This window comes from Streptomyces paromomycinus (assembly GCF_003865155.1).
GTDB classification, from domain to species: Bacteria; Actinomycetota; Actinomycetes; order Streptomycetales; family Streptomycetaceae; genus Streptomyces; species Streptomyces chrestomyceticus.
The window spans coordinates 7,776,210-7,800,146 of sequence record NZ_BHZD01000001.1 but is presented as its reverse complement, the minus strand read 5'-3'; the positions used below and the strand labels follow the sequence as shown (position 1 = coordinate 7,800,146).

The following is a 23,937-nucleotide window of genomic DNA, read 5'->3' as shown; positions in this document are numbered from 1 at the left end:
TCCCTTCCGTACGGAGGAGCACGATGAGCAACGGCACCCCTCCCCCGCGTTCCGCACCACCGGGCCTGGACCTGGAGCGGCTGCGGGACCATCTGGACCGGGAACTGCCCGGCGCGGTACGGGGACCGCTGGATGCCGAGCTGATCGAGGGCGGCCGGTCCAACCTCACCTACCGGGTCACCGACGGCACCGGCCGGTGGGTCGTCCGCCGCCCGCCGCTCGGCCACGTCCTGGCCACCGCGCACGACATGCGGCGCGAGTTCCGGGTGATCAGCGCGCTGCACCCGACGGCGGTGCCGGTCCCCGAGGCGCTGCTGCTGTGCGCGGACGAGGCGGTCCTCGGGGCGCCGTTCTACGTGATGGAGCTGGTCGAGGGCGTGCCGTACCGTACGGCCGAACAGCTCGCCGGGCTCGGCCCGCAGCGCACCCGAGGGGTGCTGCTCTCCCTCGTCGACACGCTGGTGGCGCTGCACGCCGTGGACCCGGCGGCGGTCGGGCTGGAGGACTTCGGCCGGCCGGACGGCTTCCTGGAGCGGCAGTTGCGCCGCTGGGGCAAGCAGCTGGCGGCGTCGAAGAACCGCGACCTGCCGGGCATCGACGCGCTGCACGAGGCGCTGGGCGCGGCGTTGCCCGCCTCCCCCGCGCCCGCCGTCGTGCACGGTGACTACCGGCTGGACAACGTGCTGGTCGGCGCCGACGACCGGATCACGGCCGTACTGGACTGGGAGATGTCCACTCTTGGCGATCCGCTGACCGATCTCGGACTGCTGGTGATGTACAGCGAGCAGGAGGACGTACCCGGTTCCCCGATCGCCACGACGCGCGGCGCGCCCGGCCACCCGGAGGCGGCCGAGCTGATCGAGCGGTACGCGGCCGGGTCCGGCCGGGACGTGTCCGGCATCGCCTGGTACACGGCGTTCGCGTACTTCAAGCTCGCCGTGATCCTCGAAGGCATCCACTACCGCTTCACCCTCGGGCAGACCGTCGGCGCGGGCTTCGACCGGATCGGCGAGCTGGTGCCGGTCTTCATCGACCGCGGCCTGGCCACCCTCGACACCCTGACGACCGCCAAGGAAGGCTGAGGCACGCTGATGGACTTCGCATTCGACGCCCGCACCGAAGAGCTGCGGGGCAGGCTGCTGGCCTTCATGGACGAGTACGTGTACCCGGCCGAGGCGGCCGCCGACGCGCAGCGGGCCGCGCTCGCCTCGCCGTGGGACACCCCGGCGGTGGTGGAGGAGCTCAAGGCCGAGGCGCGCAAGCAGGGGCTGTGGAACCTGTTCCTGCCGGACGAGGAGTACGGGGCGGGGCTGACCAATCTCCAGTACGCGCCGCTGGCCGAGATCACCGGCCGCAGCCCGCAGCTGGCGCCGACCGCGCTGAACTGCGCGGCGCCGGACACCGGCAACATGGAGGTGCTGGCGCAGTTCGGCTCCGAGGAGCAGAAGAAGCAGTGGCTGCGCCCGCTGCTGGCGGGCGAGATCCGGTCGGCGTTCGCGATGACCGAGCCGGACGTGGCCTCCTCGGACGCCACGAACATCGAGACCCGGATCGAGCGGGAGGGCTCGGACTACGTCATCAACGGCCGCAAGTGGTACATCTCCGGCGCGATGAACCCGCTGTGCCAGATCTTCGTCGTGATGGGCAAGACCGACCCGGACGGCGCCGACCCGCGCCGCCAGCAGTCGATGGTGCTGGTCCCGCGCGACACCCCCGGCGTCGAGGTCCGCCGCGCCATGCAGGTGTACGGCTACGAGGACCACTACCACGGGGGACACGCCGAGGTGGTCTTCCACGACGTCCGCGTACCGGCCGCGCACCTGATCGGTGAGGAGGGCGGCGGCTTCGCCATCGCCCAGGCCCGTCTCGGCCCCGGCCGCATCCACCACTGCATGCGGCTGATCGGGATGGCCGAGCGCGCCATCGAGCTGATGTGCCGGCGCGCGGTGTCCCGTACGGCCTTCGGCAAGCCGCTGGCGCGTCAGGGCGTCGTCCAGCAATGGATCGCGGACGCGCGGGTGGCCGTCGAGCAGCTGCGGCTGCTGGTGCTGAAGACCGCGTGGCTGATGGACACCGTCGGCAACAAGGGCGCGCACACGGAGATCCAGGCCATCAAGATCGCCACGCCGCGTACGGTCGTGGACATCCTGGACCGGGCGGTGCAGCTGCACGGCGCGGGCGGTGTCAGCCAGGACTTCCCGCTGGCGGAACTGTGGGCGGCGGCCCGTACGCTGCGGCTCGCGGACGGCCCGGACGAGGTGCACCAGCGGTCGCTGGCGCGCCGGGAGCTGAAGCGCTACAGGTGACCCGGCGACGCCCTGCCCCTTGCCCCGCCACCGTCCGCCCCGTGCTCTGCCACGCCCCGCCCCTTGCCCCGCCGCGATTTCCCTGACTAAGGTCAGGGAATGGATGCGGCACAGGTCAGCCAGGTACGGCGGTTCAACCGCACGGTCACCGAGCGCGTGGGCGTGCTCCACGACCACTACCTCGGCCTGGACCGGCCCGTCGGCGAGGCCCGGCTGCTCTGGGAGATCGGCGGGCAGGGGCAGGACGTACGGCGGCTGCGCGAGCGCCTGGGGCTCGACTCCGGTTACGTGAGCCGGCTGCTGCGCTCCCTGGAGGCCGACGGCCTGGTGACGGTGGAACCGCAGCCCGAGGACCGGCGGGTGCGCACCGTCCGGCTCACCGAGGCGGGCCGCGCGGAGCACGCCGCGCTCGACGGCCGCAGCGACGAGCTGGCCGGTTCCCTGCTGGCGCCGCTCAACGCCGCCCAGCGCGCCCGGCTGGTCGCCGCGATGGCCGAGGTCGACCGGCTGCTGACCGCCACCACGGTCACACTGGACGTCGTCGACCCCGACCACCCGGACGCCCGGCACTGCCTGCGGTCCTACTCCACCGAGATGCGGGAACGTTTCGAGACGGGCTTCGACCCCGCCCGGAGCCTGCTGCCCGACGCGGGCGGACTCCGCGCGCCCGAGGGCCTGTTCCTGGTGGCCCGGCTGCACGGCGAACCCGTCGCCTGCGCGGGGCTGAAGCTGCCGCCCGGCACCGCCGAGATCAAGCGCATGTGGGTGGCCCCGCACGCCCGGCGGCTCGGTCTCGGCCGCCGGCTGCTGGCCGAGCTGGAGGCGCGGGCCGTCGGGCACGGGCGCGGCGTACTCCGCCTGGACACCAACAAGGTGCTCGGTGACGCGATCGCCCTGTACCGCTCGTACGGCTTCGAAGAGGTCGCGGCCTTCAACGACGAGCCGTACGCCCACCACTGGTTCGAGAAGCGGATCGGCGGGGCCTGAGCACTCCCGTACCCCTGTCCGACGGCTCGCTACGGCCGCAGCGCCCGCAGCAGCAGGTCGGCGAGGTGGTCGGCGACCTCCTGCGGGGTGAGCGGGCCGTCCTCGCGGTACCAGGTGCCGAGGTGGTGCACCGACCCGAAGTGGTAGTCCACGACCAGGTCGGCCGGGGTGGCGGTGCTGAACACCCCGGCGCGCTGGCCCTCTTCGACCAGCGCGCGGAACTGTTCGTGGTAGCGCCGCCGCTCGGCCCGTACCTGCTTGTCCTTCTCGGGCGCGAGATGGTGCATCGAGCGGAAGAAGATCTTCGTGTCGTCGAGGTTCTCGATGGTGGTGACCACGACGTCCGCCGCCGCGTCGCGCAGCCGCCGCTCCACCGGCGCGTCGGCGCGGGCGAAGTGGTCCAGCCGCTCCTGCTGGAGCCGCAGCACCCGTCCGTACACCTCGTGCAGCAGGTCGTCCTTGGAGCCGAAGTAGTGGTAGAGGGCGCCCTTGGTCACCCCGGCGGCCTCGACGATCTCCTGTACGGAGGTACGGTCGTAGCCCCGCTCGGCGAAGAGCCGGGTGGCGGTGGCCAGCAGCCGCTGCGCCACGGGTTTGCCGCTCCCGCCGTCCTTCGTGCCGGCCATCGCCCTCACCTGTCCCTCGTGCGTCGTACGTCTCGTGCGTCGTGTCGTTGTCTGCCGCCCGCCGCGGTCGCGGTCAGCCGCGCCCGCGCAGTTCCCGCCTGAGGATCTTGCCACTGGTGGTCTTCGGCAGCTCGGGCAGGATCTCCACCTGCCGCGGGTACTTGTACGCGGCCAGCCGTTCCCGGCAGTAGCCGGCCAGCTCGGCGGGCTCGGCCCGCTGCCCGGGCCGCAGGCTCACATACGCTTTCACCGACTCGCCCCGGTAGGCGTCCGGCACGCCGACCACCGCCGCCTCGCGCACCGCGGGGTGGCCGTACAGCACGTCCTCGACCTCCCGCGGCCACACCTTGAACCCGGACGCGTTGATCATGTCCTTCTTGCGGTCCACGACGTACAGCCAGCCGTCCGGGTCCATGAAGCCGATGTCGCCGGTGCGCAGTTCGCCGTCCGGCAGGGTCTCGGCGGTGGCGTCCGGGCGGCGCCAGTAGCCGGGCACCACCTGGGGGCCGCGTACGGCGATCTCGCCCTGTTCGCCGAACGGCACGGCCCGCCCCCGGTCGTCGATGATCCGTACGACCGTGTCCGGACCCGGCACACCGACGGCGAGCGTCCCGGAGGCCGGGTCCACGGGCGCCTCGCGGCCGGGCGGGACGCTGGCGCACGGCGCGGTGCACTCGGTCAGCCCGTAGCCGTTGTGCAGATACGGGCCGAAGGCCGCCCGGAACTTCTCCACCAGCGCGGGCGGCAGCGGCGCGCCGCCCGAGGAGAGCGAGGCGAACGACGCGAAGTGCTCGCGGGTGACGCCGGGCTGCGCCGCCAGCGCCATGTACGCGGTGGACGGGCCGACCGTGTAGGCGGGGCGGTGCTCCAGGAAGGCGTCGAGGACCACGCCGGGCTCGAAGCGGTAGGCGAGGGCGAGGGTGCCGGCATTGGTGAAGCAGGCGGCCAGTTCGCAGACCATGCCGGTGATGTGGAACAGCGGTGCCAGCGCGAAGTACGTCGCGCCGTCGGGCAGTGCCAGGCCGGTGCGCTGCCGTTCGGCGTTGTAGGCGATGTTGCCGTGGGTGTTGGTGGCGCCCTTGGGGGTGCCGCTGGTGCCGGAGGTGTAGCTGATGAGGGCGGTGTCCGCGGCGGCCGGCGGCGTCACGCCGGGCGGCCTGCCCTCGTACGCGCGGGCCGCGGCCAGCAGGTCGTCGGCGCCCTCGCGCGGCCCGAGCCGCTCACCGCGCAGCACGCGGGTGTCGTCGCGCGTCTGGAGGTCCAGTTCGCAGGCGGTCAGGGCGATCCGTACGGAGGGGGCCGCGGCGGCGGTCGCGCGGAGGAAGGCGTCCCAGGCGCGGTCCGCGCAGACCAGCGCGGTGACCTCGGCGTCGGTGAGGACGTGCGTCATCTCGGCCGACTTGTACATGGGGTTGACGGGGACGACGATGCCGCCCGCCTTCCAGACGCCGAGCAGCGCGAGCACGAAGTGCGGCGTGTTCTGGAGCATGATCGCGGCACGGTCGCCGGGCCGGAAGCCACGGGCCGCCAGGTGCCCGGCCACGCCGTCACTGAGCGCGTCGGCCTCGGCGTACGACAGCCGCCCGTCGAAGTAGGCGAGGGCCGTCCGGTCCGGGGCGCGGCGGACGGCGTCCCGGAAGGCGTGCAGGGCGGAGGGGTGCGGGTCGACGGGGGCGCGCTGGGCGTCGGTGAGCTGCGCCAGCCAGGGCTTGTCCTCGTAGGTGGTCATCGCGGCGTCCCCTCGGCTTGCGGCGTACGGCTCCCGGCCTGCTCCAGCTTCCGCTGGAGGTGGTTCATCCCGCCCAGCCACCGCTCGGTGTCGGCCGCCCGCGCGGTGTAGTAGCCGCCGACCTCCGGGTGCGGCAGGACCAGGAACCGCTCTTCCGCCATGGCCGCGAAGAGCGCGTCGGCGACGGCGGCGGGCTCGATCGCCGTCGGGGTCAGCACCAGTTCCCCGGCCGCGCCGGTGCCCGCGAGCATGTCCGTACGCACCCCCTGCGGGCAGATCGCGTGCACCGCTATCCCCCGGTGCCGGTACGTCAGCGACAGCCACTCCGCGAAGGCGTACGCGCCGTGCTTGGTGACGCTGTACGGGGCCGCGCCGACCATGGTGAGCAGACCCGCCGCCGACACGGTGGACACGAACCGGCCCGCGCCGCGCTCCAGCCACTCGGGCAGCAGCGCGCGGGCCGCCCGTACGTGCGCCATGACGTTGACGTCCCAGGCCAGCTCCCAGTCGGCGTCCGGCGCCTCGGGGCCGCCGCCGGTGCCGACCCCGGCGTTGGCGCAGAAGATGTCGACGGTCCCGCCGAGTGCCGCCCGGGCCGCCGGTACGACGTCGGAGGCGTCCCCGGGGACCGCGACGGCGCCGAGTTCCCGCGCGGTCCGCTCCGCCTTCGCCGCGTCCAGGTCGTTGACCGCCACCCGCGCGCCCTCGGCGGCGAAGCGGCGGGCCAGCGCGGCCCCGATGCCACCGCCCGCCCCGGTCACCACGACTGTCTTGTCCCGTACGGCTTCCACCTGCGGTCTCCCTCGGTCGGCCCCTGACTCGACTGCCAGGCAGACTAACCAGTCGGTATGCCGGAGTGGAAGGGCGCGGACCCGCGGCGGACGGGCACCGGCACACCGTGGGCCGGACGCGGCAGCCGCGCGCGGCACGCCGTCCGGCGCGTTCCCCCGGAGGCTGCCGGGCGTTAGCGTGCGCACGACACGGGCTCCGACGGCGGAGGTGGACGCATGACTCTGTCCAGACGGAAACTGCTGGCCGCGACGGCGGCAACGAGCGTGACGGGCGGGACGGCGATGACCGGCGAGGCGAGGGCGGCGGGCGCGGCACACGGGTCCACGGGCACCGGAGCGACTGGAGCCGGACCGGCGGAGGCCGCCGCGCACGGCTCCCGCCTCCCCCGCCCCCGTACCCGCACCGGCTTCGACCGCCTCGCAGCCGACGGCTACGCGCTCCTGTCCGGCCGCCGGGTCGGCATCGTCACCAACCCCACCGGCGTCACCCCGGACGTACGCCACATCGTGGACGTGATGCACGCCGACGAACGGGTGGATCTGGCCGCCGTCTTCGGCCCCGAGCACGGCTTCCGCGGCACGGCCCAGGCCGGCGGCTCGGAGGGCAGCTACGAGGACCCCGCCACCGGGCTGCGGGTCCACGACACGTACGGCAAGAGCGGCCGCGCGCTGGCCGACATCTTCACCCGCTCCGGCGTGGACACCGTCGTCTTCGACATCCAGGACGTCGGCGCGCGCTTCTACACCTACATCTGGACGCTGTACGACTGCATGGTCGCCGCCGTCCTCGCGGACAAACGTTTTGTCGTCCTCGACCGCCCCAACCCGGTGACGGGCCGCGCCGCGAGCGGCCCCGTACTCGACCGCGCCCTGGCCTCCGGGATCGGCCGCGAACCGATCGCCCTCGCACACGGCATGACCGTGGCCGAACTGGCCCTCCTTTTCAACGCCGAGTTCGTCCCCCGCGCCGCGGGCCGCCCGGCCGCCCTGGAAACCGTCCTCATGACGGGGTGGCGCCGCTCACACTTCTTCGACGCCACCGGCCTCCCCTGGGTCCCGCCCAGCCCCAACATGCCCACCCCGGACACCGCCCTCGTCTACGCGGGCACCTGCCTCTTCGAAGGCACCAACCTCTCCGAGGGGCGCGGCACCACCCGCCCCTTCGAACTGCTCGGCGCGGACGGCATCGACCGCCGCTGGTCCGCCGCCGCCACCGAACTGGCCGCCGCCGTCGGCCTCCCCGGCGTCCGCTTCCGGGAGGCGTACTTCGCCCCCACCTTCTCGAAGTTCCAGGGCAAGACCATCGGCGGGGTCCAGCTCCACGTCCACGACCGGGAAGCCTTCGACCCGGTCCGCACCGGCATCGCCCTGCTGATCACCGCGAAGCAGGTGTGGAGCGGCTTCGCCTGGCGCCCGGACCACTGGATCGACCGGCTGACGGGCACCCCGAGCGTACGGACGATGATCGACGCGGGCGCCGGGGTGGACGAGGTGGCCGCGGCCTGGCAGGACGGCCTGGCGCGCTTCCGGCGGGTGCGGCGCGGGTATCTGCGCTACCGCTGACGCCCTCTGAGACGCAGGCGACGCAATCCGCCCTGGTGGCGCCCGAGCCGTACCGCCATGGTGGAAACCCCCGAAACCCCGGAATCCCCTGCCGTCACTCGTGGAAGGACCGCGCCCCGATGGCCACCACGCCGCACTCCCCCGCCGTCCAGCTCACCGAACACGCCCTGGCCTACCTCCACTCCGCCGCACTGCGGGCCGCGGCCCTCCTCGGCGTCGCCGACCACCTCGCCGACGGCCCCCGCACCGCCGAGGAACTCGCCACCGCCACCGGCGCCGACGCCGCCCACCTGCGCCGCGCGCTGCGCCTCCTCGCCACCCGCGACGTGTTCCGCGAGGACCCCGACGGCACCTTCCACCTCACCCCCGCGGCCGACGCTCTCCGCTCCGACGTCCCGTCCTCCATGCGGGACGCCGTCGTCATGCTCACCGACGAGCCGTTCTGGCGCCCGGCCGGACAGCTCGCGGACACCGTCCGGGCCGGCCGCACCGTCTTCGAGGAGATCTTCGGCGCACCGTACTTCGGCCATCTGGAACGCGTACCGGCCGCGGGCGCCGTCTTCGACACCGGCATGGCCGGCCTCGCCGAGAGCGAGAACGACCCCGTCGCCGCCGCGTACGACTTCCCCGCCACCGGCACGGTCGTGGACATCGGCGGCGGACGCGGTGGCCTGCTGCGCCAGGTCCTGCTCCGCAACCCCGGTCTGACCGGCATCCTCCACGACCAGGAAACCGTCCTGCGCCACCACACCCTGGACCTCCCCGGCCTCACCGGCCGCTGGCAGACCCACTCCGGCGACTTCTTCACCACCGTCCCGCCGGGCGCCGACGTCTACCTGCTCAAGCGCATCCTCCACGACTGGCACGACGACGACTGCCTGCGCATCCTGCGCACCTGCCGCACCGCCATGACCCGCCCCGGCAGCCGCCTCCTGATCGTCGACGCGGTCCTCCCCCAGGGCAACGACGCCCACCCCGGCAAAACCATGGACATCCTGATGATGACCTCCCTCAACGGCCGCGAACGCGACGAGTCCGCCTTCCGTCAACTCCTCGGCGCCGCAGGTCTGAAACCGTCCCGGACCATCCCGACGGAGTCGACGCTTTCGATCGTGGAGGCGGTGGCGGGGTAAGGGGCCGGCCGGGGCGGGGCAGGGGGACGGCGGGGGCGGCGGGCGCTCCGGAGCAGACGCCAGGTCGCCTTCGCCGACGTCAGGCCGTCTTACGGAAGTCGATCCCCAACGCCGACTCCGCGGACACCGGTACGTGGATTCCGTCCCGCGCCCCGTCGCCGTCGATCAGCAGCTCGACGGTCGCGCTCTCTCCCGGCCCGGTGACGACCTCGACCCGGATCACCTGCTCCGCGGCAGAGTTCGGCGCCTTTGGCAGCGTCCACGTGCCCGTGCCACTGAAGGTGTGGACCGGGTGGTAGCCGCTGTAGCCGCCAGGCACCTCCGTCGCGGTGGCCGACCCGTCCTCGCGCAACGTCACCTGCGCGCCGCGCGGCCCTGACCAGGTACCGACGAGGTCACCCGGCTCCGCCCTACCCGGCCCCCACCCGATGTACAGGTAGAGCACGCCGAGCGGCACCAGCACGCTGCCCACCACGGAAGCCGCGACGGCCACCCGAGCCACGGTCTTCATCAGGCCGACCCCTCCCCCGCGAACGCCTCCATGGTGCGCTCTGTACGGAAAATCCTACCCATACGGGAAATCTGCCTGTACCGGCCCCTTCCGTCGCTGCCGCAACCACCTGCCCAACTCAGCATTCGAGACGCCGCATCCCGCCTATTGACGGCCCGGACGCTCCCACGTGACAGTGCGCCTCGTGCACACTGACGCGACATCAGCAGCCGTCCCGGCGGACGGAATCCCGGACGTGGCGGACACGCCCCCGAGCGAGAGCGCCGCGGCGTCCGGGTCCGCCACCGGCCCGGAGAGCCTCCGGCGCGTGGCCGTGGCCTCGTTCATCGGGACGGCCATCGAGTTCTACGACTTCTACATCTACGGGACGGCCGCCGCGCTCGTCCTCAACCAGGCGTTCTTTCCGACGCTCGATCCGGTCAACGCCACCCTCGCGTCGTTCTCCACCTACGCGGTGGCGTTCGCGGCGCGGCCGATCGGGTCGGTGGTGTTCGGGCACTTCGGGGACCGGGTGGGGCGGAAGTCCGTGCTGGTCGTCTCGTTGCTGCTGATGGGGCTGTCGACGGCGCTGGTCGGGCTGCTGCCGGGGTACGGGACGCTCGGGATTTGGGCGCCGTTGCTGCTGATCCTGCTGCGGTTCCTCCAGGGGATCGGGCTGGGCGGTGAGTGGGGCGGGGCCGCGCTGCTGGCGGTGGAGCACGCGCCGAAGAAGCGGCGCGGGCTGTATGCGGCGTTCCCGCAGGTCGGGCCTTCGGTGGGGTTCTTCGCGGCGACCGGGGTGTTCTGGTTGCTGTCGGCGGTGCTGGACGACGGCGCGTTCCGGTCGTGGGGCTGGCGGGTGCCGTTCCTGCTGTCGTTCCTGCTGGTCGGGGTGGGGCTATTCGTACGGCTGAAGATCAGCGAGACGCCGGTCTTCGCGAGGGTGATGGACGCGCGGGAGGCCAGCCGGGTGCCCGTGCTGGACGTCGTACGCCGGCACCCGCGCGAACTGCTGCTCGGCGCGGGCGGCATGATCATCGCGTACGGGCTGTTCTACACCGCGACGACGTACTGCCTCGCGTACACCACCGGCACGCTCGGCGTCTCCCGCAACACCATGCTCGGCCTCTCCCTCGTCGCCTGCCTCTTCCTGGCGGCCGGCACCTGGCTCGCCGCCACCCGCTCGGACGGCGCCGGGCGGCGCAAGCTGGTCCTCATCGGGACGGTGCTCTCGGCTGTCTGGGGACTGATCCTCTTCCCGCTGCTGGACACCGGACAGCCGGTGCTGATCGCGGTGGCGGTCGGCGGCGCGCTGTTCTGCATGGGCGTGGTGTACGGCCCGATGGGCGCCTACCTGCCGGAGCTGTTCGGCACGACGGTGCGGTATTCGGGCGCCTCGCTGGCGTACAACCTGGGCGGTGTGCTGGGCGGCGCGGTCTCGCCGCTGGTGGCGACCCGGCTGCAGGCGGCCTTCGGGTCGGACTCGGTGGGGTGGTACGTGACGGCGATGGCGGTGGTGTCGCTGGTGTGCGTACTGGCGCTGCCGGAGACGCGGGAGCGGGAACTGGGCTGAGGGCGGCGCCCGGCGGTTCCGTGCGGCCCCGGTGGTCGGGCGTGAGAGCCGGCTGCCGGGGGCGCGCGGTCCCCGCCGGGCGCCGACTGCCGCGAACGGGCCATGCGTGGCGTATGGCCGGATCCGCCCGCCCGCAGGACGATGCGCTGCACACCGCGGCGCGGCTTCGGAACTCCGGCCCGGCAGGGTGGCCCGGCGCGCCGCTCAGGGGGTCGTCATGACGGATGCAGCGGGCGGTTCCGGCACGGCAGCGGCCGGGGACATCGGCGTACAGCCGTACTGGGAGCTGACGTTCGACGCCGACGGCGACCCGGACGCCGGGCAGCGTGACCGGCTGGCGGCCGGGGTGGCACAGCAGCGCGTCACCGACCTGCTGGTGTTCGCGCACGGCTGGAACAACGACCGGTCGATGGCCACGCGCCTGTACGGGCGGTTCTTCGCCCCGTTCCCCGGGATGGCGGGGGCCGGGGTACGGCTTGGCTACACCGGTGTGATCTGGCCCGCGATGCGGTTCACGGACGAGCCGATTCCGGACTTTCCCTCGACGGCGGCAGACCCGCCCGCGGCTCAGGTCGGGCCGCCGCTGCTGGACGACGCGTCGCTGCGCGCGCTGGCGCGGGTCTTCCCCGGGCGGGAGCTGACGTTGCGGCGGCTCCAGGAGCTGCTCGCGGAGCGGCCGGCGGCCCGTTCCGCCTTCGACGAGTTCGCGCGCCTCGGACGCGAACTGGTGGCGGTGCGCGAGAACAGCCCGGCGCAGCGGCTGGCCGAGGACATGGGGACCGGCACGCCCGCGATGCTCACCGACGACCCGATGGCGGTGTGCGAGATCTTCACGGCGGCGCTGGAGAAGTGCGGCCACCAGGAGCTGTTCGGCGACGGGCTGAAGCGGCTGTGGAACGGAGCCAAGGAGTTCCTGCGGCAGACGGCCTACTACGCCATGAAGCGGCGCGCGGGCGTGGTGGGCCAGCTGGGGCTGGGCCCGGCGCTCGGCCGTCTGGCCAAAGCAGCGCCCGGTACCCGTATCCATCTGATAGGGCACAGTTTCGGCGCCCGCCTGGTGTCGTACGCGCTGCGCGGCATGCCGCCCGGTGTCACCGGGGTGAAGTCCATGACCCTGCTGCAAGGGGCCTTCTCGCACTACGCGTTCGCCGCCCGGCTGCCGCACGACCCGGACCGGGGCGGGGCGCTGCAGGGGGTGCAGCAGCGGGTGGACGGCCCGGTGGTGTCCTGCTACTCGCGGCACGACTCGGCGCTGAGCATGCTGTACCCGCTGGCCTCCCGGCTCTCCGGAGACTCGGCGAGCTTCCAGGGCCTGTTCGACCGGTGGGGCGCGGTCGGTCACGACGGCATCCAGGCCGTGGACGGTGCCCAGCGGCTGGAGCTGGGTGCCGCGGTGCCCGGTAAGGGCTGTGTGAGCATCGACGCGTCCTCGGTGGTCCGCGACGGTCCGCCGCCGGCCGGCGCGCACAGCGACGTCTGCCACAGGGAACTGGCGCACGTGGTCCTCACCGCCGGGCGGGTGGTGACGAAGTAGGCCCGGGGGGCGGGCGGCGCGGATCGGTCCTGTCGGGTTCCGCAGCGGAAGCGCCGGTCCGTCGTCGGGTTCCGCCTGATCCCGAGCGGCTCCGGACCGTACCGGACCGGTCGGGACCGACCCTGGACCGGAAGCAGCCAAGTCGGCCGCGGGACGGATCGACGGCCGTGGCGCGGGTACCAGCAGTCACCGGCGCATCTCTCGCACGGGCTGCCGGTAGCGCGCCGCAGCCGGAAGGCGGACGACCTTAACTTTCTCAAATCCCCACAGATGTACGGTGGATGATGCACACGAGGCGCGCTGGGCGCCGCGGGGGGCATCGGGAGCGAGTGGCGCTTCCGGTGCGGCGCGAGTGTCGCCACCACGTATCCGCAAGACAGTTCGATGGATCCGGCGGGCGGTCCGCTACGTCCATTCCCTGTCCAGTCGGGTCCTCCCCACGGAGGTGGGATGAATTGGCCGGTTTCAGAGCTCTCGCAGAACAGGTGCGCAACCCCCGTCTCGTCGCCACGCAGCGGCGTACGGCCTTGCGCAAGTGCCTGGAACGCTTCGCCCCGTACGGGCACCGCGCGACCTGGCACCATCTGTGCACCAGGGCGGGCATCGCGACCGAGGACCGCGAACCCGACCCGGCGCGGCTGACGGCCGCGCTGGAGGAACTGGAGGAGGCCCGCGCCGTCTGGCTCGGGTACGAGAAGGAGTTCGCGGCCCGTCGGCGCCGCGAGAAGCACGACGGCATCCGGCAGCCCAGCGCGCTCGACGACTGGCACCGGCGCACCTGGGGCGGCTGTGACATCGTGCCGTGCGAGGCCCCCCACCGGCATCCGGCGGCGCCGCTGGCCGCGGTGCTGCGCAGCATGATCCGGGCGATGGAGTCGGGCACGCCGCGGTCCGGCTGCCCGGTGTGCGGCACCCGGCGCTTCGTGTGGCGCACGGACCTCGAACGTTTCCCGGTGGCCGGGCCGGTGTGCCAGGAGTGCGGGATCGTGGCGCCGCTCTCGGTGCTGACCCGTGAGGCGCTGGCGGAGGCGCGGGAGTCCTCACGCGTGCGGCGGCTGTACGTGGCGGCCTGAGCCGGGCGGGCCGGGGACGCGGGGCGCGCCGCCCCGCCGACGGAACCCGTTGTCAGACCCTGCTGTCATGCTCGTGGGCATGGTGCAGGTATGCCTCAACGGCTCCCGGAACGCCGCCGGTTCCGGGGTGGTGCCGATGGTCCCGGCGGAGCTGGCCGATGCCGCGGGGAAGGCGGTCGCGGCCGGCGCCCGGGACGTCCACGTCCACCCCAGGTCGCCGTGCGGGCGGGAATCCCTCGCGCCCGGTGTGCTGACCCCGGTGCTGGAGGCGGTGCGGGCCGTGGTGGACGTGCCGGTGGGGGTCACCACCGGCGCGTGGGCCGAGCCGGACCCGGAGCGCCGGGCGGCCTGGATACGGGCCTGGCCGGTGCTGCCCGACCACGCCTCGGTGAACTGGCACGAGCCGGGCGCCGAGGCGGTCGCCGCCGCTCTGCTGGAGCGCGGTGTCGGCGTCGAGGCGGGCATCTGGTCGGGCACGGACGGCGCGGAGCGCTTCGCGGCCTCGCCGCTGGGACCGCGGGTGCTGCGGGTGCTGGCCGAGGTCATGGACCCGTGTGCCGGGTCGGCGCGGGAGACGGCGCACGGCCTGCTGCGCGCGCTGGACGCGTACGGTGCGCACGGCCGTCCGGTGCTGCTGCACGGCGAGGACGGCGGGGCCTGGCCGGTGCTGCGGCTCGCCGGTGAGCTGGGGCTGGCCACCCGTATCGGTGTCGAGGACACCTTGCTGCTGCCGGACGGGTCGCCCGCGGCCTCCAACGCGGAGCTGGTGCGGGCGGCGCTGCGGGAGCTGGCGCGGGGGACGTCGGCAGGCGGCAGGCCGTCGGAATGCGGTACGGCGGGCCGGAACGACGCAGGTCCCGGTGGCCGCGGCACCCTTCCCCGGGGTAGGTGAACGATGTACGTTCCGCGTCATGCGCGCGCCCGCCCGTTCCCGTACCGTCGCGCCGCCGGGGTGGAGCCGCTGGCTCGTGCCGCCCGCGGCGCTGTCCATCCACCTCGCCATCGGCCAGGCGTATGCCTGGAGCGTGTTCAAGCCGCCCTTGGAGTCCTCGCTCGGGCTCTCCGGCACGGCCTCCGCGCTGCCCTTCCAGCTGGCCGTCGTGATGCTGGGGCTCTCCGCCGCGTTCGGCGGCACCCTCGTCGAGCGCAACGGCCCGCGCTGGGCGATGTCCGTCTCGGCCGTCTGCTTCTCCTCGGGCTTCCTGGTGGCGGCGCTCGGCGCGGCCACCGGGCAGTACTGGCTCGTCGTCCTCGGTTACGGCTTCATCGGCGGCATCGGCCTGGGCATCGGGTACATCTCCCCCGTCTCGACGCTCCTGAAGTGGTTCCCCGACCGGCCCGGCACGGCCACCGGCATCGCCATCATGGGCTTCGGCGGCGGCGCCCTGATCGCCTCGCCGTGGTCCGCCGGGATGCTGGACACCCTGGGCCGGGACTCCGCCGGCATCGCCCGGACGTTCCTCGTCATGGGACTGGCGTACGCCGTCTTCATGACGCTCGGCGTGCTGCTGGTACGGGTTCCGCCCGCCGGGCCGGGCGCCCCCGGTGCGGGCCGGGCGGCGGCCGCGCCCCGCCCGCTGGTCACCACCGCGCAGGTCTCGGCCCGTAACGCCGTGCGGACTCCGCAGTTCTGGTGTCTGTGGGTGGTGCTCTGCACGAATGTCACGGCGGGCATCGGCATCCTGGAGAAGGCCGCGCCGATGGTCTGCGACTTCTTCGCCCGCAGCTCCGCGCCGGTGAGCGCGTCGGCCGCCGCGGGCTTCGTCGGGCTGCTCTCGCTCGCCAACATGCTCGGCCGGATCGTCTGGTCGGCCACCTCGGACCTGACGGGCCGCAAGCACGTCTACCGTCTCTATCTGGGCGTGGGCGCGCTGATGTATCTGTTGATCGCACTGGCCGGGGACGGGTCCAAACCGCTGTTCATCGCGTGCGCGGCGGTCGTCCTGTCGTTCTACGGCGGCGGGTTCGCCACCGTACCGGCCTATCTGCGGGACCTGTTCGGCACGTACCAGGTGGGGGCGATCCACGGCCGGCTGCTGACCGCCTGGTCCACCGCGGGCGTCCTGGGGCCGCTGATCGTCAATGCCGTCGCCGACGCGCGCCGCTCCTCCGGACACACCGGCGCCGACCTCTACACGACGTCCTTCTTCGTCATGATCGGGCTGCTCGTCGTCGGGTTCGCCGCCAACGAGCTGGTGCGGCCCGTGCATCCCCGGCACCATGAACCGCCCTCCGCCGGGGCCAGGCCGGCGGACACCGCACCCACCGCCCCGAAGGGAGCCACCCCGTGACCGCCCGCCGTACCGCCCTGCTCGTCTGCGCCTGGCTGTGGGTGGGCCTGCCGTTCGGGTACGGCCTTTACGAACTGGCCCGGAAACTGAGACAACTCTTCACGGGATGAGACAGCGGCCGCGCACCACATCCACCGGACCGGAAGACACCGGGCCCCGGTCCGACCACCGGCACACACGAAGGCGGACGTCCATGGCAGAACTGCACGACCTGACCGCTCTGGAGCAGGCCGCGGGGGTGCGGACCGGCGAGCTGTCCCCCGTCGAGATCACCGAGCACTACCTCGACCGCGCCGGGGAACTGGACGCCACGCTCGGCGCGTTCCTCACCCGTACCCCCGACATCGCCCGCAAACAGGCGGCGGACGCGGAGGCCGCGGCCTCCGCCGCGCGCCGCGAGGGCCGGGAGCTGCCGCCGCTGCACGGCGTGCCCGTACCGGTCAAGGACCTCAACCAGGTCGCCGGTGTGCGCTGCACGATGGGGTCACGGACGCTGGCCGGCAACGTGGCGCAGGTGGACGACCATGTCGTCACCAAGCTGCGCCGGGCCGGCACGATCCTGCTCGGCAAGACCAACACCCCGGAGTTCGGCCTGCCCTGCTACACGGAGAACCTCCTCGCGCCGCCCGCCCGCACCCCGTGGGACCTGGAGCGTTCGGCGGGCGGTTCGAGCGGCGGCGCCGCCGCCGCGGTGGCCGGCGGGCTGGCCCCCGTGGCGCACGGCAGCGACGGCGGCGGCTCCATCCGCATCCCGGCCTCGGTCTGCGGCCTCTACGGCATCAAGCCGAGCCGCGGCCTGATCAGTTCCGGGCCGCTGCTCCACGACGTGACGGGCGTGGGCACCTCGGGCCCGCTGGCCCGTACGGTCGCGGACGCCGCCGCGCTGCTGGACGCGATGGCCGGCCCGATGCCCGGCGACCCGTACGCGGCGCCCGCGCTGCCGCCGGGCGAGACGTACACCGCGTACGCCGGGCGCGACCCGGGGCGGCTGCGCATCGGCTGGCTGGTCGACGTGCCCTTCCCCGGCAGCGAGGTGCACCCGGACTGCCGGACCGCCGTCATGGAGACGGCCGCGCTCCTCACGGACCTCGGTCACGAGGTGACCCCGCTGACGCTGCCCGCCGACGACAGCTCCCGGCTCGCCTTCACCCGCGTCTGGTCGGTGATCGCCGCCGGCCGCCCGGTGCCGCCGCAGGACGAGGCGGACCTGATGCCGCTGACCCGCTATCTGCGGGCGCGGGGCGCGGAGATCCCGGCGGTCGAGTACGCGCGTGCGCTGTACGCGTTCCGGATGCTGGGCCAGCTGATCGCCGACCAGGTGATGCCACGGGACGGCGGGGTCGACGTGGTGCTGACCCCGACGGTCGCCAAGCCGCCGCCACGCGTCGGCGAGCTGCGCAACGACGCGGACCCGCAGGCCGAGTTCGCCGCCGTCGGCGCCTTCACCCCGTACACGCCGTTGTACAACGCCACCGGCCAGCCCGCGGTGAGCATCCCGCTGCACTGGAACGCGGCGGGCCTGCCGATCGGTGTCATGCTCGGCGGGCGGTACGGGGAGGACGCGACGCTCGTCGCGCTCTCCGCGCAGCTGGAGGAGGCGCGGCCGTGGGCGGGCCGCAAGCCCGACGTGTGGTGATCCGCGGTGCGGCGATCCGGGGCGTGATGAGCGTCAGCGGCGCGCGCAGCGGTCCCCGTCCCGCGCGCCGGCCTCACCCGCCGTACCGGCCTCTTGGGGCTCGCCGCCCCGGCGCCCCTCCCCCGTACCGGTCCCGGACGCGCCACCGCGCGCCCGGGACGGCCCGCCGGCCCGGTCCACCCGCAGTCGCCGCGCGCCTGGACCCTGCTCGCCGAGTTCGTCGTACGGGTTCGACAGCGCGCAGGTCTGCAGGGACAGGCAGCCGCAGCCGATGCAGTCGGTCAGCCGGTCGCGCAGCTCGACGAGCTGGGTGATGCGCTCCTCCAGCTCCTCGCGCCAGACCTCGGAGAGCCGGGCCCAGTCGTCCCGGTTGGGCGTGCGCTCGTCGGGCAGCTCGGCGAGCGCGTCGCGGATGACGGCGAGCGGGATGCCGACCCGCTGGGCGGCGCGGACGAACGCGACCCGGCGCAGCGCGTCGCGGGTGTAGCGGCGCTGGTTGCCCGCGGTCCGGGTGCTGCTGATCAGTCCCTTGGACTCGTAGAAGTGCAGGGCCGAGACCGCCGCGCCGCTTCGCGCGGAGAGCTGGCCGACCGTGAGCTCGTGAACCTTGTGAGGAAGCTGGGGCACGGGGCCAACCCTAACCGTGGGCAGGCCCGGTGGACTGCGGGGATGCGCCCGGCCACGGGCGGCGCGGGTGCCCGGCCGGCGGCGGCGCGGCGGCCGCCCGGTACCGGGTCACAGGTAGAAACGGCTGAGCGTCTCCGCGACGCAGACCGGCTTCTCGCCGCCCTCGCGTTCGACGGTCACCGTCGTCGCGAGCTGCACGCCGCCGGACACCTCCGCCACGCCCGCGATACGGGCCGTCGCCCGCACCCGCGAGCCGACCGGGACGGGGGCGGGGAACCGGACCTTGTCGACGCCGTAGTTGATGCCCATCTTGACGTTGTCGACCCGCAGCAGCTGCGGTACGAGGGCGGGCAGCAGCGCCAGCGTGAGGTAGCCGTGCGCGATGGTGGCGCCGAACGGCCCGGACGCGGCCCGCTCCGGGTCGACGTGGATCCACTGGCGGTCGCCGGTGGCGTCGGCGAACAGATCGATCCGCCGCTGGTCGATCTCCAGCCAGTCGCTGGTGCCGAGGTCCTCGCCGACCGCGTTCCGCAGTGCGTCGAGCGAGCCGAACACCCGGGGCTCTGCCATGTCCGTATGCCTCCTCAGGCTCCGCGCGGACCCGGGCCGTGCCCTCGGCCCGCCACCGACTAAGCGCTTGCTCAGCATGTGCGGCGAGCCCTCCCGTGTCAATGCCCGCCGGCCACCGCGGCCCCGGCCGTCCACTCCGGCCCCGCCCTCACCGGCGCCCCCACCAGACCCCGGACCTACGGCCGCGCGCCGACCATCCGCAGCACCAGCCCGGCATACAGCTCGCCCACCTCCTCGGGCGTACGGGCGCCCTCGGCGGAGAACCAGCGGGCCACGTCCACACACAGCGACAGCACCGCGAGCGTCGTGCCCGGTACGTCGCCGACCGTGAACTCCCCGGCGTCGGCGCCGTCCTGGAGGATGCCGCGCAGCGAACGGTCGGTACGCCGCCGCAGGCCGGCCACGTGCGCGTAGTGCTCCTCGCTCAGCGCCTGCAGCTCGTACTGGATGACCCGGGCGGTGGTGTGGTGCCGGGCGTGCCAGCACGCGAAGGTGCGGACGGCGGCGGCGAGCCGCTCGGCGGGGCCGCCGTCGGCGCCGGCCGCCTCCTCCATGATCCGCAGGGCCTTCTCGTGGCCGATGCCGCTGATCCGGAAGAGCAGCTCTTCCTTGGTCTTGTAGTGGATGTAGAGCGCGGCGGGGCTCATGCCGGCCCGGCCCGCGATGTCGCGGGTGGTGGTGGCGTGGTAGCCGCGCTCGGCGAACGCCTCGACGGCGGCACGGACCAGACGGCGGGCCGCCTCCGGGGACACGTCGGCCCAGTCCTCCGCCGAGCCGTCCGCCTGCTCCGCCTCCGTGACCATCGCGCACCCCGATCCTCGGTCCCCCGCGGGCCATCCGCGACGGACCGAACACCTTACCCCGCCGGTGAGCAAGCGCTTAGAACCGCCGGGACGGGGCGCGGAGAGGGCGTCCGCACCCCCTCAGAACGCCGACACTCCGGTGAGGGCCCGCCCGATGACCAGCTTCTGGATCTGGCTGGTGCCCTCGTACAGGGTCATCACCCGGGCGTCGCGCAACAGCTTGCCGACCGGGTACTCGTCGATGTAGCCGTAGCCGCCGAAGACCTGGAGCGCGTTGTTCGCCGCCCGTACCGCCGCCTCGGAGGCGAACAGCTTCGCCTTGGACGCCTCGGTGGCGAACGGTTCGTCGCGGTCGATCAGGTCGGCGACCCGCCAGGTCAGCAGGCGCGCGGCGTCCACGTCGACGGCGATGTCGGTGAGCAGTTCCTGCACCAGCTGGTGGTGAGCGATGGTCCGGCCGAACTGCTCGCGCTCCGTGGCGTGGCCGACGGCGGCGTCCAGCGCGGCCCGCGCGATGCCCACGCAGCCGGCGGCGACCGACATCCGGCCCTTGGCCAGGGCCGACATCGCGACGGAGAAACCTTTCCCCTCAGGGGCCAGCAGGGCGTCCGCGGGCACCCTCACGTCCTGCAGCACCAGTTCGGCGGTGGCCTGGCCGCGCAGCCCCAGCTTGCCGTGGATCTCCCGGCGCTCCAGGCCGGGCGTGTCCGTGGGGACGAGGAAGGCGCTGACCCCCTTGTGGCCGGGGGCGCCGCCGGTCCGCGCGAAGAGCAGCACCACGTCGGCCCAGGTGCCGTTGGTGATGAACATCTTGCTGCCGTTGACGACGTAGGAGTCGCCGTCCCGTACGGCACGCGTGGTCAGGTTCCCGGCGTCCGAGCCGGTGCCGGGCTCGGTCAGCCCGAAGCAGCCGACGGCCGCACCGGAGGTCAGCGGCGGCAGCCACCGCCGCTTCTGCTCCTCGCTGCCCCAGGCCGCGACCGTCTTGGCGACCAGCCCCAGGGACACGGAGACGATGCCGCGCACCGCGGAGTCGCCACGGCCCAGTTCCTCGGTCACCAGCGCGTAGGTGAGGTGATCACCGCCGGAGCCGCCGTACTCCTCGGGGACGGTCAGGCCGAGGAAGCCGACCTCGCCGAGCTTCTTCACGATGCCCCGGTCGACGCGTTCGGCGCGGTCCCAGGCGGCGGCGTGCGGGGTGATCTCGCGGCCGACGAAGTCCTCGGCGAGCTGCCGGGCGGCAGCCTGCTCCTCGCTGAGCTCCAGGTTCATCAAGGCCCCTTGGGGAGGGTGACGGCAGCCGGGCGGCCCGGAACAGCCGGACGACTCATTAACTACCACTGCTAGTTTTTTAGCGGCAGCCTCTACTATGTGCGGCATGGCCCGACCCCGCAAGCCCCTCCTGAGCCGGGAGCGCATCGTCACCACCGCCCTCGCGCTCGTCGACGCGGAGGGCCTGGCCGCCCTGTCCACCCGGCGGCTGGCCGCCGAACTGGGCGTCAGCGGGCCGTCCCTGTACAACCACTTCACGACCAAGGACGGCATCCTGGACGCGGTCGCCGACACGGTGATCGCCGAGGTGGACGTCTCGGCCCTCGCCACCGGCACGGACTGGCGGACCGGTCTGCTGGCCTGGGCCCGCTCCTACCGCGCGGCGCTCGCCGCGCATCCCCACATCGTCCCGTTCCTCGCCCAGGGCCCCGGACGCCGCCCGGCCGGCCTGAAGATGGCCGACGCGGCCTTCGGCGGCATGGTGGCGGCCGGCTGGCCCCCGGCCCAGGCGACCCGGATCTGCGCCATGGTCCGGTATTTCGTCGCGGGCTCCGCGCTCGGCTCCTTCGCCCGCGGTTTCGTGGACGATCCGAGCGCCTACGACCCGGCCGACTACCCGCGCCTGGGCCAGGCCCACCTGCTCGCCGAGCATCAGCAGCGGGTCGACGAGGGGGCGTTCGAGACGGGCCTGCTGGCCCTGGTCGACGGGCTGGCGCTGCGGCACCCGGAATCCGGCCCGGCCCCGCACAGATAGCTGTAAGGTGCATCCGCCCGGGTGGTCCCGGTGCGGAGCGCGTACGGCCCGACGGCGTGCTCCGGTGCCCGAGGGGAGACGACGTGCGAGACCCGATCACCACGCTGCGGGACCGGACCACCCCCTGGTCGCGGCGCCCCGGGCCCCGGTACCTCGTCCACGTCCTGCGCGGCCAGGCCCAGGTCGACTTCCTGCCGAACGCGGTCACCGGCGCGGTCTTCTCGGTGGCGCTGTTCGCCGCGGGCTGGGCGTACGGCCTGTACGGGCTCCTCGGCACCGCGGTGGGCACGGCCACGGCCCACCTGCTGGGCGTGGACCGCGAACGCATCACCGCCGGGCTCGAAGGGTTCAACGCCTGCCTGGTGGCCGTCGGTTCGGCGGTCTTCCTCGGCGCCGGGCACCTGTCCACCGCCCTGCTCGCGGTGGCCGGCAGCGTACTGGTCACGATCGTCACCGCCGCCGTCGCACGCGTCCTGGGCAGCCGGCAACTGCCCACGCTCACTCTCCCGTTCTGCCTGACGGCGAGCGCGATGACACTCGCGGCACCGGGACTCGCACGCCTCTGGCACCACGCCGCGCCCCCGGCGTCCCTCCCCCAGCCGGCCGGCCCGCCGTCCGCGCTGTCGTTCACCGACCTGTGGCACGGGCTGTTCGCCAACGTCGCCCAGATCTTCTTCATGCCGCAGTGGTACGTCGGCGCGCTCTTCCTCATCGGCATCTTCCTCGCGGACCGGACCGCCGGGGCGATGGCGTGCCTGGGCAGCCTGACCGGCACCGGCACCGCCTGGGCGCTGGGCGCGCCCGCGGCACAGATCGCGTCCGGCGCGGCGGGTTACAACGCGGTGCTGGTCGCGATGGCACTGTGCGGGGTCTTCCTCCCGGCCGGCCGCCGGACCGTGGCGTACGCGCTGACGGGAGCAGCCGCAGCGACAACGCTGACCCCGGCCCTGACCGCCCTCACCGCCCCCTCCGGAGGCCACGCCTTCACCTGGCCGTTCGTCCTGGTCACCCTCGTCTTCCTGGCGGCGGCACCGGCGTTCCCACACCTACGGGCAACCGGGAAGCCGACGCCCGTGGCCACCCCTGCCTCGCCGACCACGCCCACATCGGCCTGACGCACCTCTCGTACCAGGGAGAAACGCATGGTTTTCTGCGGTGGCCGTGCCGCCTTTCACTGGCGGCTCCTCCCGGCGCAGATGTCGGGTGGGGATTTCCTTGGTGGGTCCGGGTCGTCACCGGCCTGTTCGCCGCGTTCGCACTGTATGCCGCATGGGACACCCGGCCAGGCTCCACCGAGGCCCTGGATGTCCGGGGCGGCCCCCGCCTGGAGGAATTGCGGCAGAGCGCCGCGGCGCGCCAGGTGGCCGCATGGTCGCGCGAACGCGACGGCTTCGACCCACTGGACGAAGCGACCCTCAGGACGGCAGAGGACGGCGTGCGTGGACTGCGCGCCAAGAGAGACCGGCTCGTCGTGAGGGCGTTCTTCGCCCTCATGGTCGGCGCCTTCACCGCGATCGCCGTGGGTGCGGCCTGGCTCAACGGCTCGCTGCCGGGCGGCTTCACCGAGGGAGACGACTGGTCGGCGTACGTGCTGGGGCACGTCCTCGCAACGGGGGGACTGCTGCTCGGCGGCCACTGGATCCGACGCGCCAAGCAGGCAAAACGGGAGAGCCGCGCCCGTCATGAGCCGGTCGTCGCGGCCTACCGCGATGCGGTCCTGGCGCGCGAGGCCGTCAGCCCTCCACCGCGCGCGCATACCGCCGCAACCCCACGAACTCCACCACCGCGTACACCGCCACCACCACCGCGCCGCACACCAGGAAGACGGTGCCCAGGCCCGTGAGCGGCAGGAGGCCGGAGAAGGCCAGGAGCAGCATCGCCACGGAGGAGAGGGCGTTGCCGACGGCGACGGCCGTGGCCGGGCCCTTCGGGATGCGCGGGTAGCCGGCGATCAGGGCGAGGGCGGCGGCGCCGCCGAGCATGGCGATGCCGAGCGGGACGGACCAGGTGGGCGGGATGCCGAGCGGAGCGCTGAGCGGTTTGCTGCCGGCGAGCATGACGACGCCGAACACGGCGGTGCTCCAGCTGTCGATCCGCAGGACCTTGCGCAGCAGGGCCGCCCCCGCAGCCGGTGCGGCGGGGGTGCCGGGCGTGGTGATCGTGGTGGTCATACGCGTCT

23 protein-coding genes are annotated in these 23,937 nt (G+C 73.6%); 14 read left to right on the top strand and 9 right to left on the bottom strand.

Annotation, left to right across the window (positions count from 1 at the left end; translation table 11 throughout):
- The first annotated feature begins 23 nt into the window (after positions 1-23).
- The 3 genes from OEIGOIKO_RS33620 to OEIGOIKO_RS33610 all read left to right on the top strand — a co-directional run bounded on the left by OEIGOIKO_RS33620 (position 24) and on the right by OEIGOIKO_RS33610 (position 3,293).
- A complete protein-coding gene (locus OEIGOIKO_RS33620) occupies positions 24-1,082 on the top strand; it encodes a phosphotransferase family protein (protein WP_125057200.1) in 1,059 nt (352 codons plus the stop codon).
- Between the two features lie 9 nt (positions 1,083-1,091).
- On the top strand, positions 1,092-2,306 hold the full coding sequence (locus OEIGOIKO_RS33615; protein WP_125057199.1) for an acyl-CoA dehydrogenase family protein: 1,215 nt from the start codon (positions 1,092-1,094) through the stop codon (positions 2,304-2,306).
- Positions 2,307-2,405: 99 nt separating this feature from the next.
- Positions 2,406-3,293: a bifunctional helix-turn-helix transcriptional regulator/GNAT family N-acetyltransferase gene (locus tag OEIGOIKO_RS33610; RefSeq protein WP_125057198.1), complete on the top strand. Its 888-nt coding sequence runs from the start codon at positions 2,406-2,408 to the stop codon at positions 3,291-3,293.
- 29 nt (positions 3,294-3,322) lie between these two features.
- On the opposite strand, the gene OEIGOIKO_RS33605 is transcribed toward OEIGOIKO_RS33610, so the two are convergent.
- The 3 genes from OEIGOIKO_RS33605 to OEIGOIKO_RS33595 all read right to left on the bottom strand — a co-directional run bounded on the left by OEIGOIKO_RS33605 (position 3,323) and on the right by OEIGOIKO_RS33595 (position 6,439).
- The gene (locus OEIGOIKO_RS33605) at positions 3,323-3,919 is read right to left on the bottom strand and encodes a TetR/AcrR family transcriptional regulator (protein ID WP_125057197.1); all 597 of its coding nucleotides are present in this window, start codon (positions 3,917-3,919) and stop codon (positions 3,323-3,325) included.
- 73 nt (positions 3,920-3,992) lie between these two features.
- Positions 3,993-5,648, bottom strand: coding sequence for a class I adenylate-forming enzyme family protein (locus tag OEIGOIKO_RS33600; RefSeq protein WP_125057196.1), 1,656 nt, complete (start codon positions 5,646-5,648; stop codon positions 3,993-3,995).
- On the bottom strand, positions 5,645-6,439 hold the full coding sequence (locus OEIGOIKO_RS33595) for an SDR family oxidoreductase (RefSeq protein WP_125057195.1): 795 nt from the start codon (positions 6,437-6,439) through the stop codon (positions 5,645-5,647). The genes OEIGOIKO_RS33600 and OEIGOIKO_RS33595 overlap by 4 nt, the downstream gene beginning before the upstream one ends.
- 216 nt (positions 6,440-6,655) lie before the next feature.
- Between OEIGOIKO_RS33595 and OEIGOIKO_RS33590 the strand changes: the two genes are divergently transcribed.
- Both OEIGOIKO_RS33590 and OEIGOIKO_RS33585 read left to right on the top strand, forming a co-directional pair.
- Positions 6,656-8,002 carry an exo-beta-N-acetylmuramidase NamZ family protein gene (locus tag OEIGOIKO_RS33590; protein WP_125057194.1) on the top strand — a complete coding sequence of 449 codons (1,347 nt, stop codon included), beginning with the start codon at positions 6,656-6,658 and terminating at the stop codon, positions 8,000-8,002.
- Positions 8,003-8,121: 119 nt separating this feature from the next.
- Complete coding sequence (locus OEIGOIKO_RS33585; RefSeq protein ID WP_125057193.1) at positions 8,122-9,135, top strand: methyltransferase; 1,014 nt, start codon at positions 8,122-8,124, stop codon at positions 9,133-9,135.
- A 79-nt stretch (positions 9,136-9,214) separates the two neighbouring features.
- Here OEIGOIKO_RS33585 and OEIGOIKO_RS33580 read toward each other — a convergent pair whose 3' ends face one another.
- Positions 9,215-9,646 (bottom strand): hypothetical protein, encoded by a 432-nt coding sequence (locus OEIGOIKO_RS33580; protein WP_125057192.1) that lies wholly within the window; start codon positions 9,644-9,646, stop codon positions 9,215-9,217.
- Positions 9,647-9,881: 235 nt separating this feature from the next.
- Between OEIGOIKO_RS33580 and OEIGOIKO_RS33575 the strand changes: the two genes are divergently transcribed.
- The 7 genes from OEIGOIKO_RS33575 (at position 9,882) to OEIGOIKO_RS33550 (ending at position 17,732) form a co-directional block, all read left to right on the top strand.
- Positions 9,882-11,198: an MFS transporter gene (locus tag OEIGOIKO_RS33575; RefSeq protein WP_125059300.1), complete on the top strand. Its 1,317-nt coding sequence runs from the start codon at positions 9,882-9,884 to the stop codon at positions 11,196-11,198.
- 217 nt (positions 11,199-11,415) lie between these two features.
- The gene (locus tag OEIGOIKO_RS33570; RefSeq protein WP_125057191.1) at positions 11,416-12,732 is read left to right on the top strand and encodes a serine-threonine protein kinase; all 1,317 of its coding nucleotides are present in this window, start codon (positions 11,416-11,418) and stop codon (positions 12,730-12,732) included.
- A gap of 455 nt (positions 12,733-13,187) precedes the next feature.
- Complete coding sequence (locus tag OEIGOIKO_RS33565) at positions 13,188-13,805, top strand: hypothetical protein (RefSeq protein WP_125057190.1); 618 nt, start codon at positions 13,188-13,190, stop codon at positions 13,803-13,805.
- A 79-nt stretch (positions 13,806-13,884) separates the two neighbouring features.
- Positions 13,885-14,697: a 3-keto-5-aminohexanoate cleavage protein gene (locus OEIGOIKO_RS33560; protein ID WP_125057189.1), complete on the top strand. Its 813-nt coding sequence runs from the start codon at positions 13,885-13,887 to the stop codon at positions 14,695-14,697.
- 19 nt (positions 14,698-14,716) lie between these two features.
- Positions 14,717-16,096: an OFA family MFS transporter gene (locus OEIGOIKO_RS33555; protein WP_125057188.1), complete on the top strand. Its 1,380-nt coding sequence runs from the start codon at positions 14,717-14,719 to the stop codon at positions 16,094-16,096.
- Positions 16,093-16,206, top strand: coding sequence for an MFS transporter small subunit (locus OEIGOIKO_RS44075; RefSeq protein WP_413790152.1), 114 nt, complete (start codon positions 16,093-16,095; stop codon positions 16,204-16,206). Before OEIGOIKO_RS33555 ends, OEIGOIKO_RS44075 begins: the two co-directional genes overlap by 4 nt.
- An 83-nt stretch (positions 16,207-16,289) precedes the next feature.
- Positions 16,290-17,732 (top strand): amidase, encoded by a 1,443-nt coding sequence (locus OEIGOIKO_RS33550; protein WP_125057187.1) that lies wholly within the window; start codon positions 16,290-16,292, stop codon positions 17,730-17,732.
- 33 nt (positions 17,733-17,765) lie between these two features.
- On the opposite strand, the gene soxR is transcribed toward OEIGOIKO_RS33550, so the two are convergent.
- From soxR to OEIGOIKO_RS33530, 4 genes are all read right to left on the bottom strand, one after another.
- The gene (soxR, locus tag OEIGOIKO_RS33545) at positions 17,766-18,359 is read right to left on the bottom strand and encodes a redox-sensitive transcriptional activator SoxR (RefSeq protein ID WP_125057186.1); all 594 of its coding nucleotides are present in this window, start codon (positions 18,357-18,359) and stop codon (positions 17,766-17,768) included.
- A gap of 108 nt (positions 18,360-18,467) precedes the next feature.
- Positions 18,468-18,929: a MaoC family dehydratase gene (locus tag OEIGOIKO_RS33540; protein WP_125057185.1), complete on the bottom strand. Its 462-nt coding sequence runs from the start codon at positions 18,927-18,929 to the stop codon at positions 18,468-18,470.
- 176 nt (positions 18,930-19,105) lie between these two features.
- Entirely contained in the window at positions 19,106-19,732 is a 627-nt protein-coding gene (locus OEIGOIKO_RS33535) for a TetR/AcrR family transcriptional regulator (RefSeq protein WP_125057184.1), read from the bottom strand.
- A 120-nt stretch (positions 19,733-19,852) separates the two neighbouring features.
- Positions 19,853-21,004, bottom strand: a complete 1,152-nt coding sequence (locus OEIGOIKO_RS33530) for an acyl-CoA dehydrogenase family protein (RefSeq protein ID WP_125057183.1) — start codon at positions 21,002-21,004, stop codon at positions 19,853-19,855.
- A 106-nt stretch (positions 21,005-21,110) separates the two neighbouring features.
- On the opposite strand from OEIGOIKO_RS33530, the gene OEIGOIKO_RS33525 reads away from it, so the two are divergent.
- Both OEIGOIKO_RS33525 and OEIGOIKO_RS33520 read left to right on the top strand, forming a co-directional pair.
- Positions 21,111-21,758 carry a TetR/AcrR family transcriptional regulator gene (locus OEIGOIKO_RS33525; protein WP_125057182.1) on the top strand — a complete coding sequence of 216 codons (648 nt, stop codon included), beginning with the start codon at positions 21,111-21,113 and terminating at the stop codon, positions 21,756-21,758.
- 83 nt (positions 21,759-21,841) lie between these two features.
- The gene (locus OEIGOIKO_RS33520) at positions 21,842-22,873 is read left to right on the top strand and encodes an urea transporter (RefSeq protein ID WP_174857261.1); all 1,032 of its coding nucleotides are present in this window, start codon (positions 21,842-21,844) and stop codon (positions 22,871-22,873) included.
- Positions 22,874-23,491: 618 nt separating this feature from the next.
- Here the strand turns inward: OEIGOIKO_RS33520 and OEIGOIKO_RS33515 are convergent.
- The gene (locus tag OEIGOIKO_RS33515; RefSeq protein WP_125057181.1) at positions 23,492-23,929 is read right to left on the bottom strand and encodes a hypothetical protein; all 438 of its coding nucleotides are present in this window, start codon (positions 23,927-23,929) and stop codon (positions 23,492-23,494) included.
- Positions 23,930-23,937: the final 8 nt, after the last annotated feature.

What these genes read in the sequence shown, in the direction of transcription:
- OEIGOIKO_RS33615 (WP_125057199.1), top strand. Translation starts at nt 1,092, where the DNA reads ATGGACTTCGCATTCGACGCCCGCACCGAAGAGCTGCGGGGCAGGCTG.
- OEIGOIKO_RS33535 (WP_125057184.1), bottom strand. Translation starts at nt 19,732, where the DNA reads ATGGTCACGGAGGCGGAGCAGGCGGACGGCTCGGCGGAGGACTGGGCC.
- OEIGOIKO_RS33590 (WP_125057194.1), top strand. Translation starts at nt 6,656, where the DNA reads ATGACTCTGTCCAGACGGAAACTGCTGGCCGCGACGGCGGCAACGAGC.
- OEIGOIKO_RS33515 (WP_125057181.1), bottom strand. Translation starts at nt 23,929, where the DNA reads ATGACCACCACGATCACCACGCCCGGCACCCCCGCCGCACCGGCTGCG.
- OEIGOIKO_RS33570 (WP_125057191.1), top strand. Translation starts at nt 11,416, where the DNA reads ATGACGGATGCAGCGGGCGGTTCCGGCACGGCAGCGGCCGGGGACATC.
- OEIGOIKO_RS33605 (WP_125057197.1), bottom strand. Translation starts at nt 3,919, where the DNA reads ATGGCCGGCACGAAGGACGGCGGGAGCGGCAAACCCGTGGCGCAGCGG.
- OEIGOIKO_RS33560 (WP_125057189.1), top strand. Translation starts at nt 13,885, where the DNA reads ATGGTGCAGGTATGCCTCAACGGCTCCCGGAACGCCGCCGGTTCCGGG.
- OEIGOIKO_RS33620 (WP_125057200.1), top strand. Translation starts at nt 24, where the DNA reads ATGAGCAACGGCACCCCTCCCCCGCGTTCCGCACCACCGGGCCTGGAC.
- OEIGOIKO_RS33525 (WP_125057182.1), top strand. Translation starts at nt 21,111, where the DNA reads ATGGCCCGACCCCGCAAGCCCCTCCTGAGCCGGGAGCGCATCGTCACC.
- OEIGOIKO_RS33555 (WP_125057188.1), top strand. Translation starts at nt 14,717, where the DNA reads ATGCGCGCGCCCGCCCGTTCCCGTACCGTCGCGCCGCCGGGGTGGAGC.
- OEIGOIKO_RS33585 (WP_125057193.1), top strand. Translation starts at nt 8,122, where the DNA reads ATGGCCACCACGCCGCACTCCCCCGCCGTCCAGCTCACCGAACACGCC.
- OEIGOIKO_RS33530 (WP_125057183.1), bottom strand. Translation starts at nt 21,004, where the DNA reads ATGAACCTGGAGCTCAGCGAGGAGCAGGCTGCCGCCCGGCAGCTCGCC.
- OEIGOIKO_RS33600 (WP_125057196.1), bottom strand. Translation starts at nt 5,648, where the DNA reads ATGACCACCTACGAGGACAAGCCCTGGCTGGCGCAGCTCACCGACGCC.
- OEIGOIKO_RS33550 (WP_125057187.1), top strand. Translation starts at nt 16,290, where the DNA reads ATGGCAGAACTGCACGACCTGACCGCTCTGGAGCAGGCCGCGGGGGTG.
- OEIGOIKO_RS33540 (WP_125057185.1), bottom strand. Translation starts at nt 18,929, where the DNA reads ATGGCAGAGCCCCGGGTGTTCGGCTCGCTCGACGCACTGCGGAACGCG.
- OEIGOIKO_RS33580 (WP_125057192.1), bottom strand. Translation starts at nt 9,646, where the DNA reads ATGAAGACCGTGGCTCGGGTGGCCGTCGCGGCTTCCGTGGTGGGCAGC.
- OEIGOIKO_RS33610 (WP_125057198.1), top strand. Translation starts at nt 2,406, where the DNA reads ATGGATGCGGCACAGGTCAGCCAGGTACGGCGGTTCAACCGCACGGTC.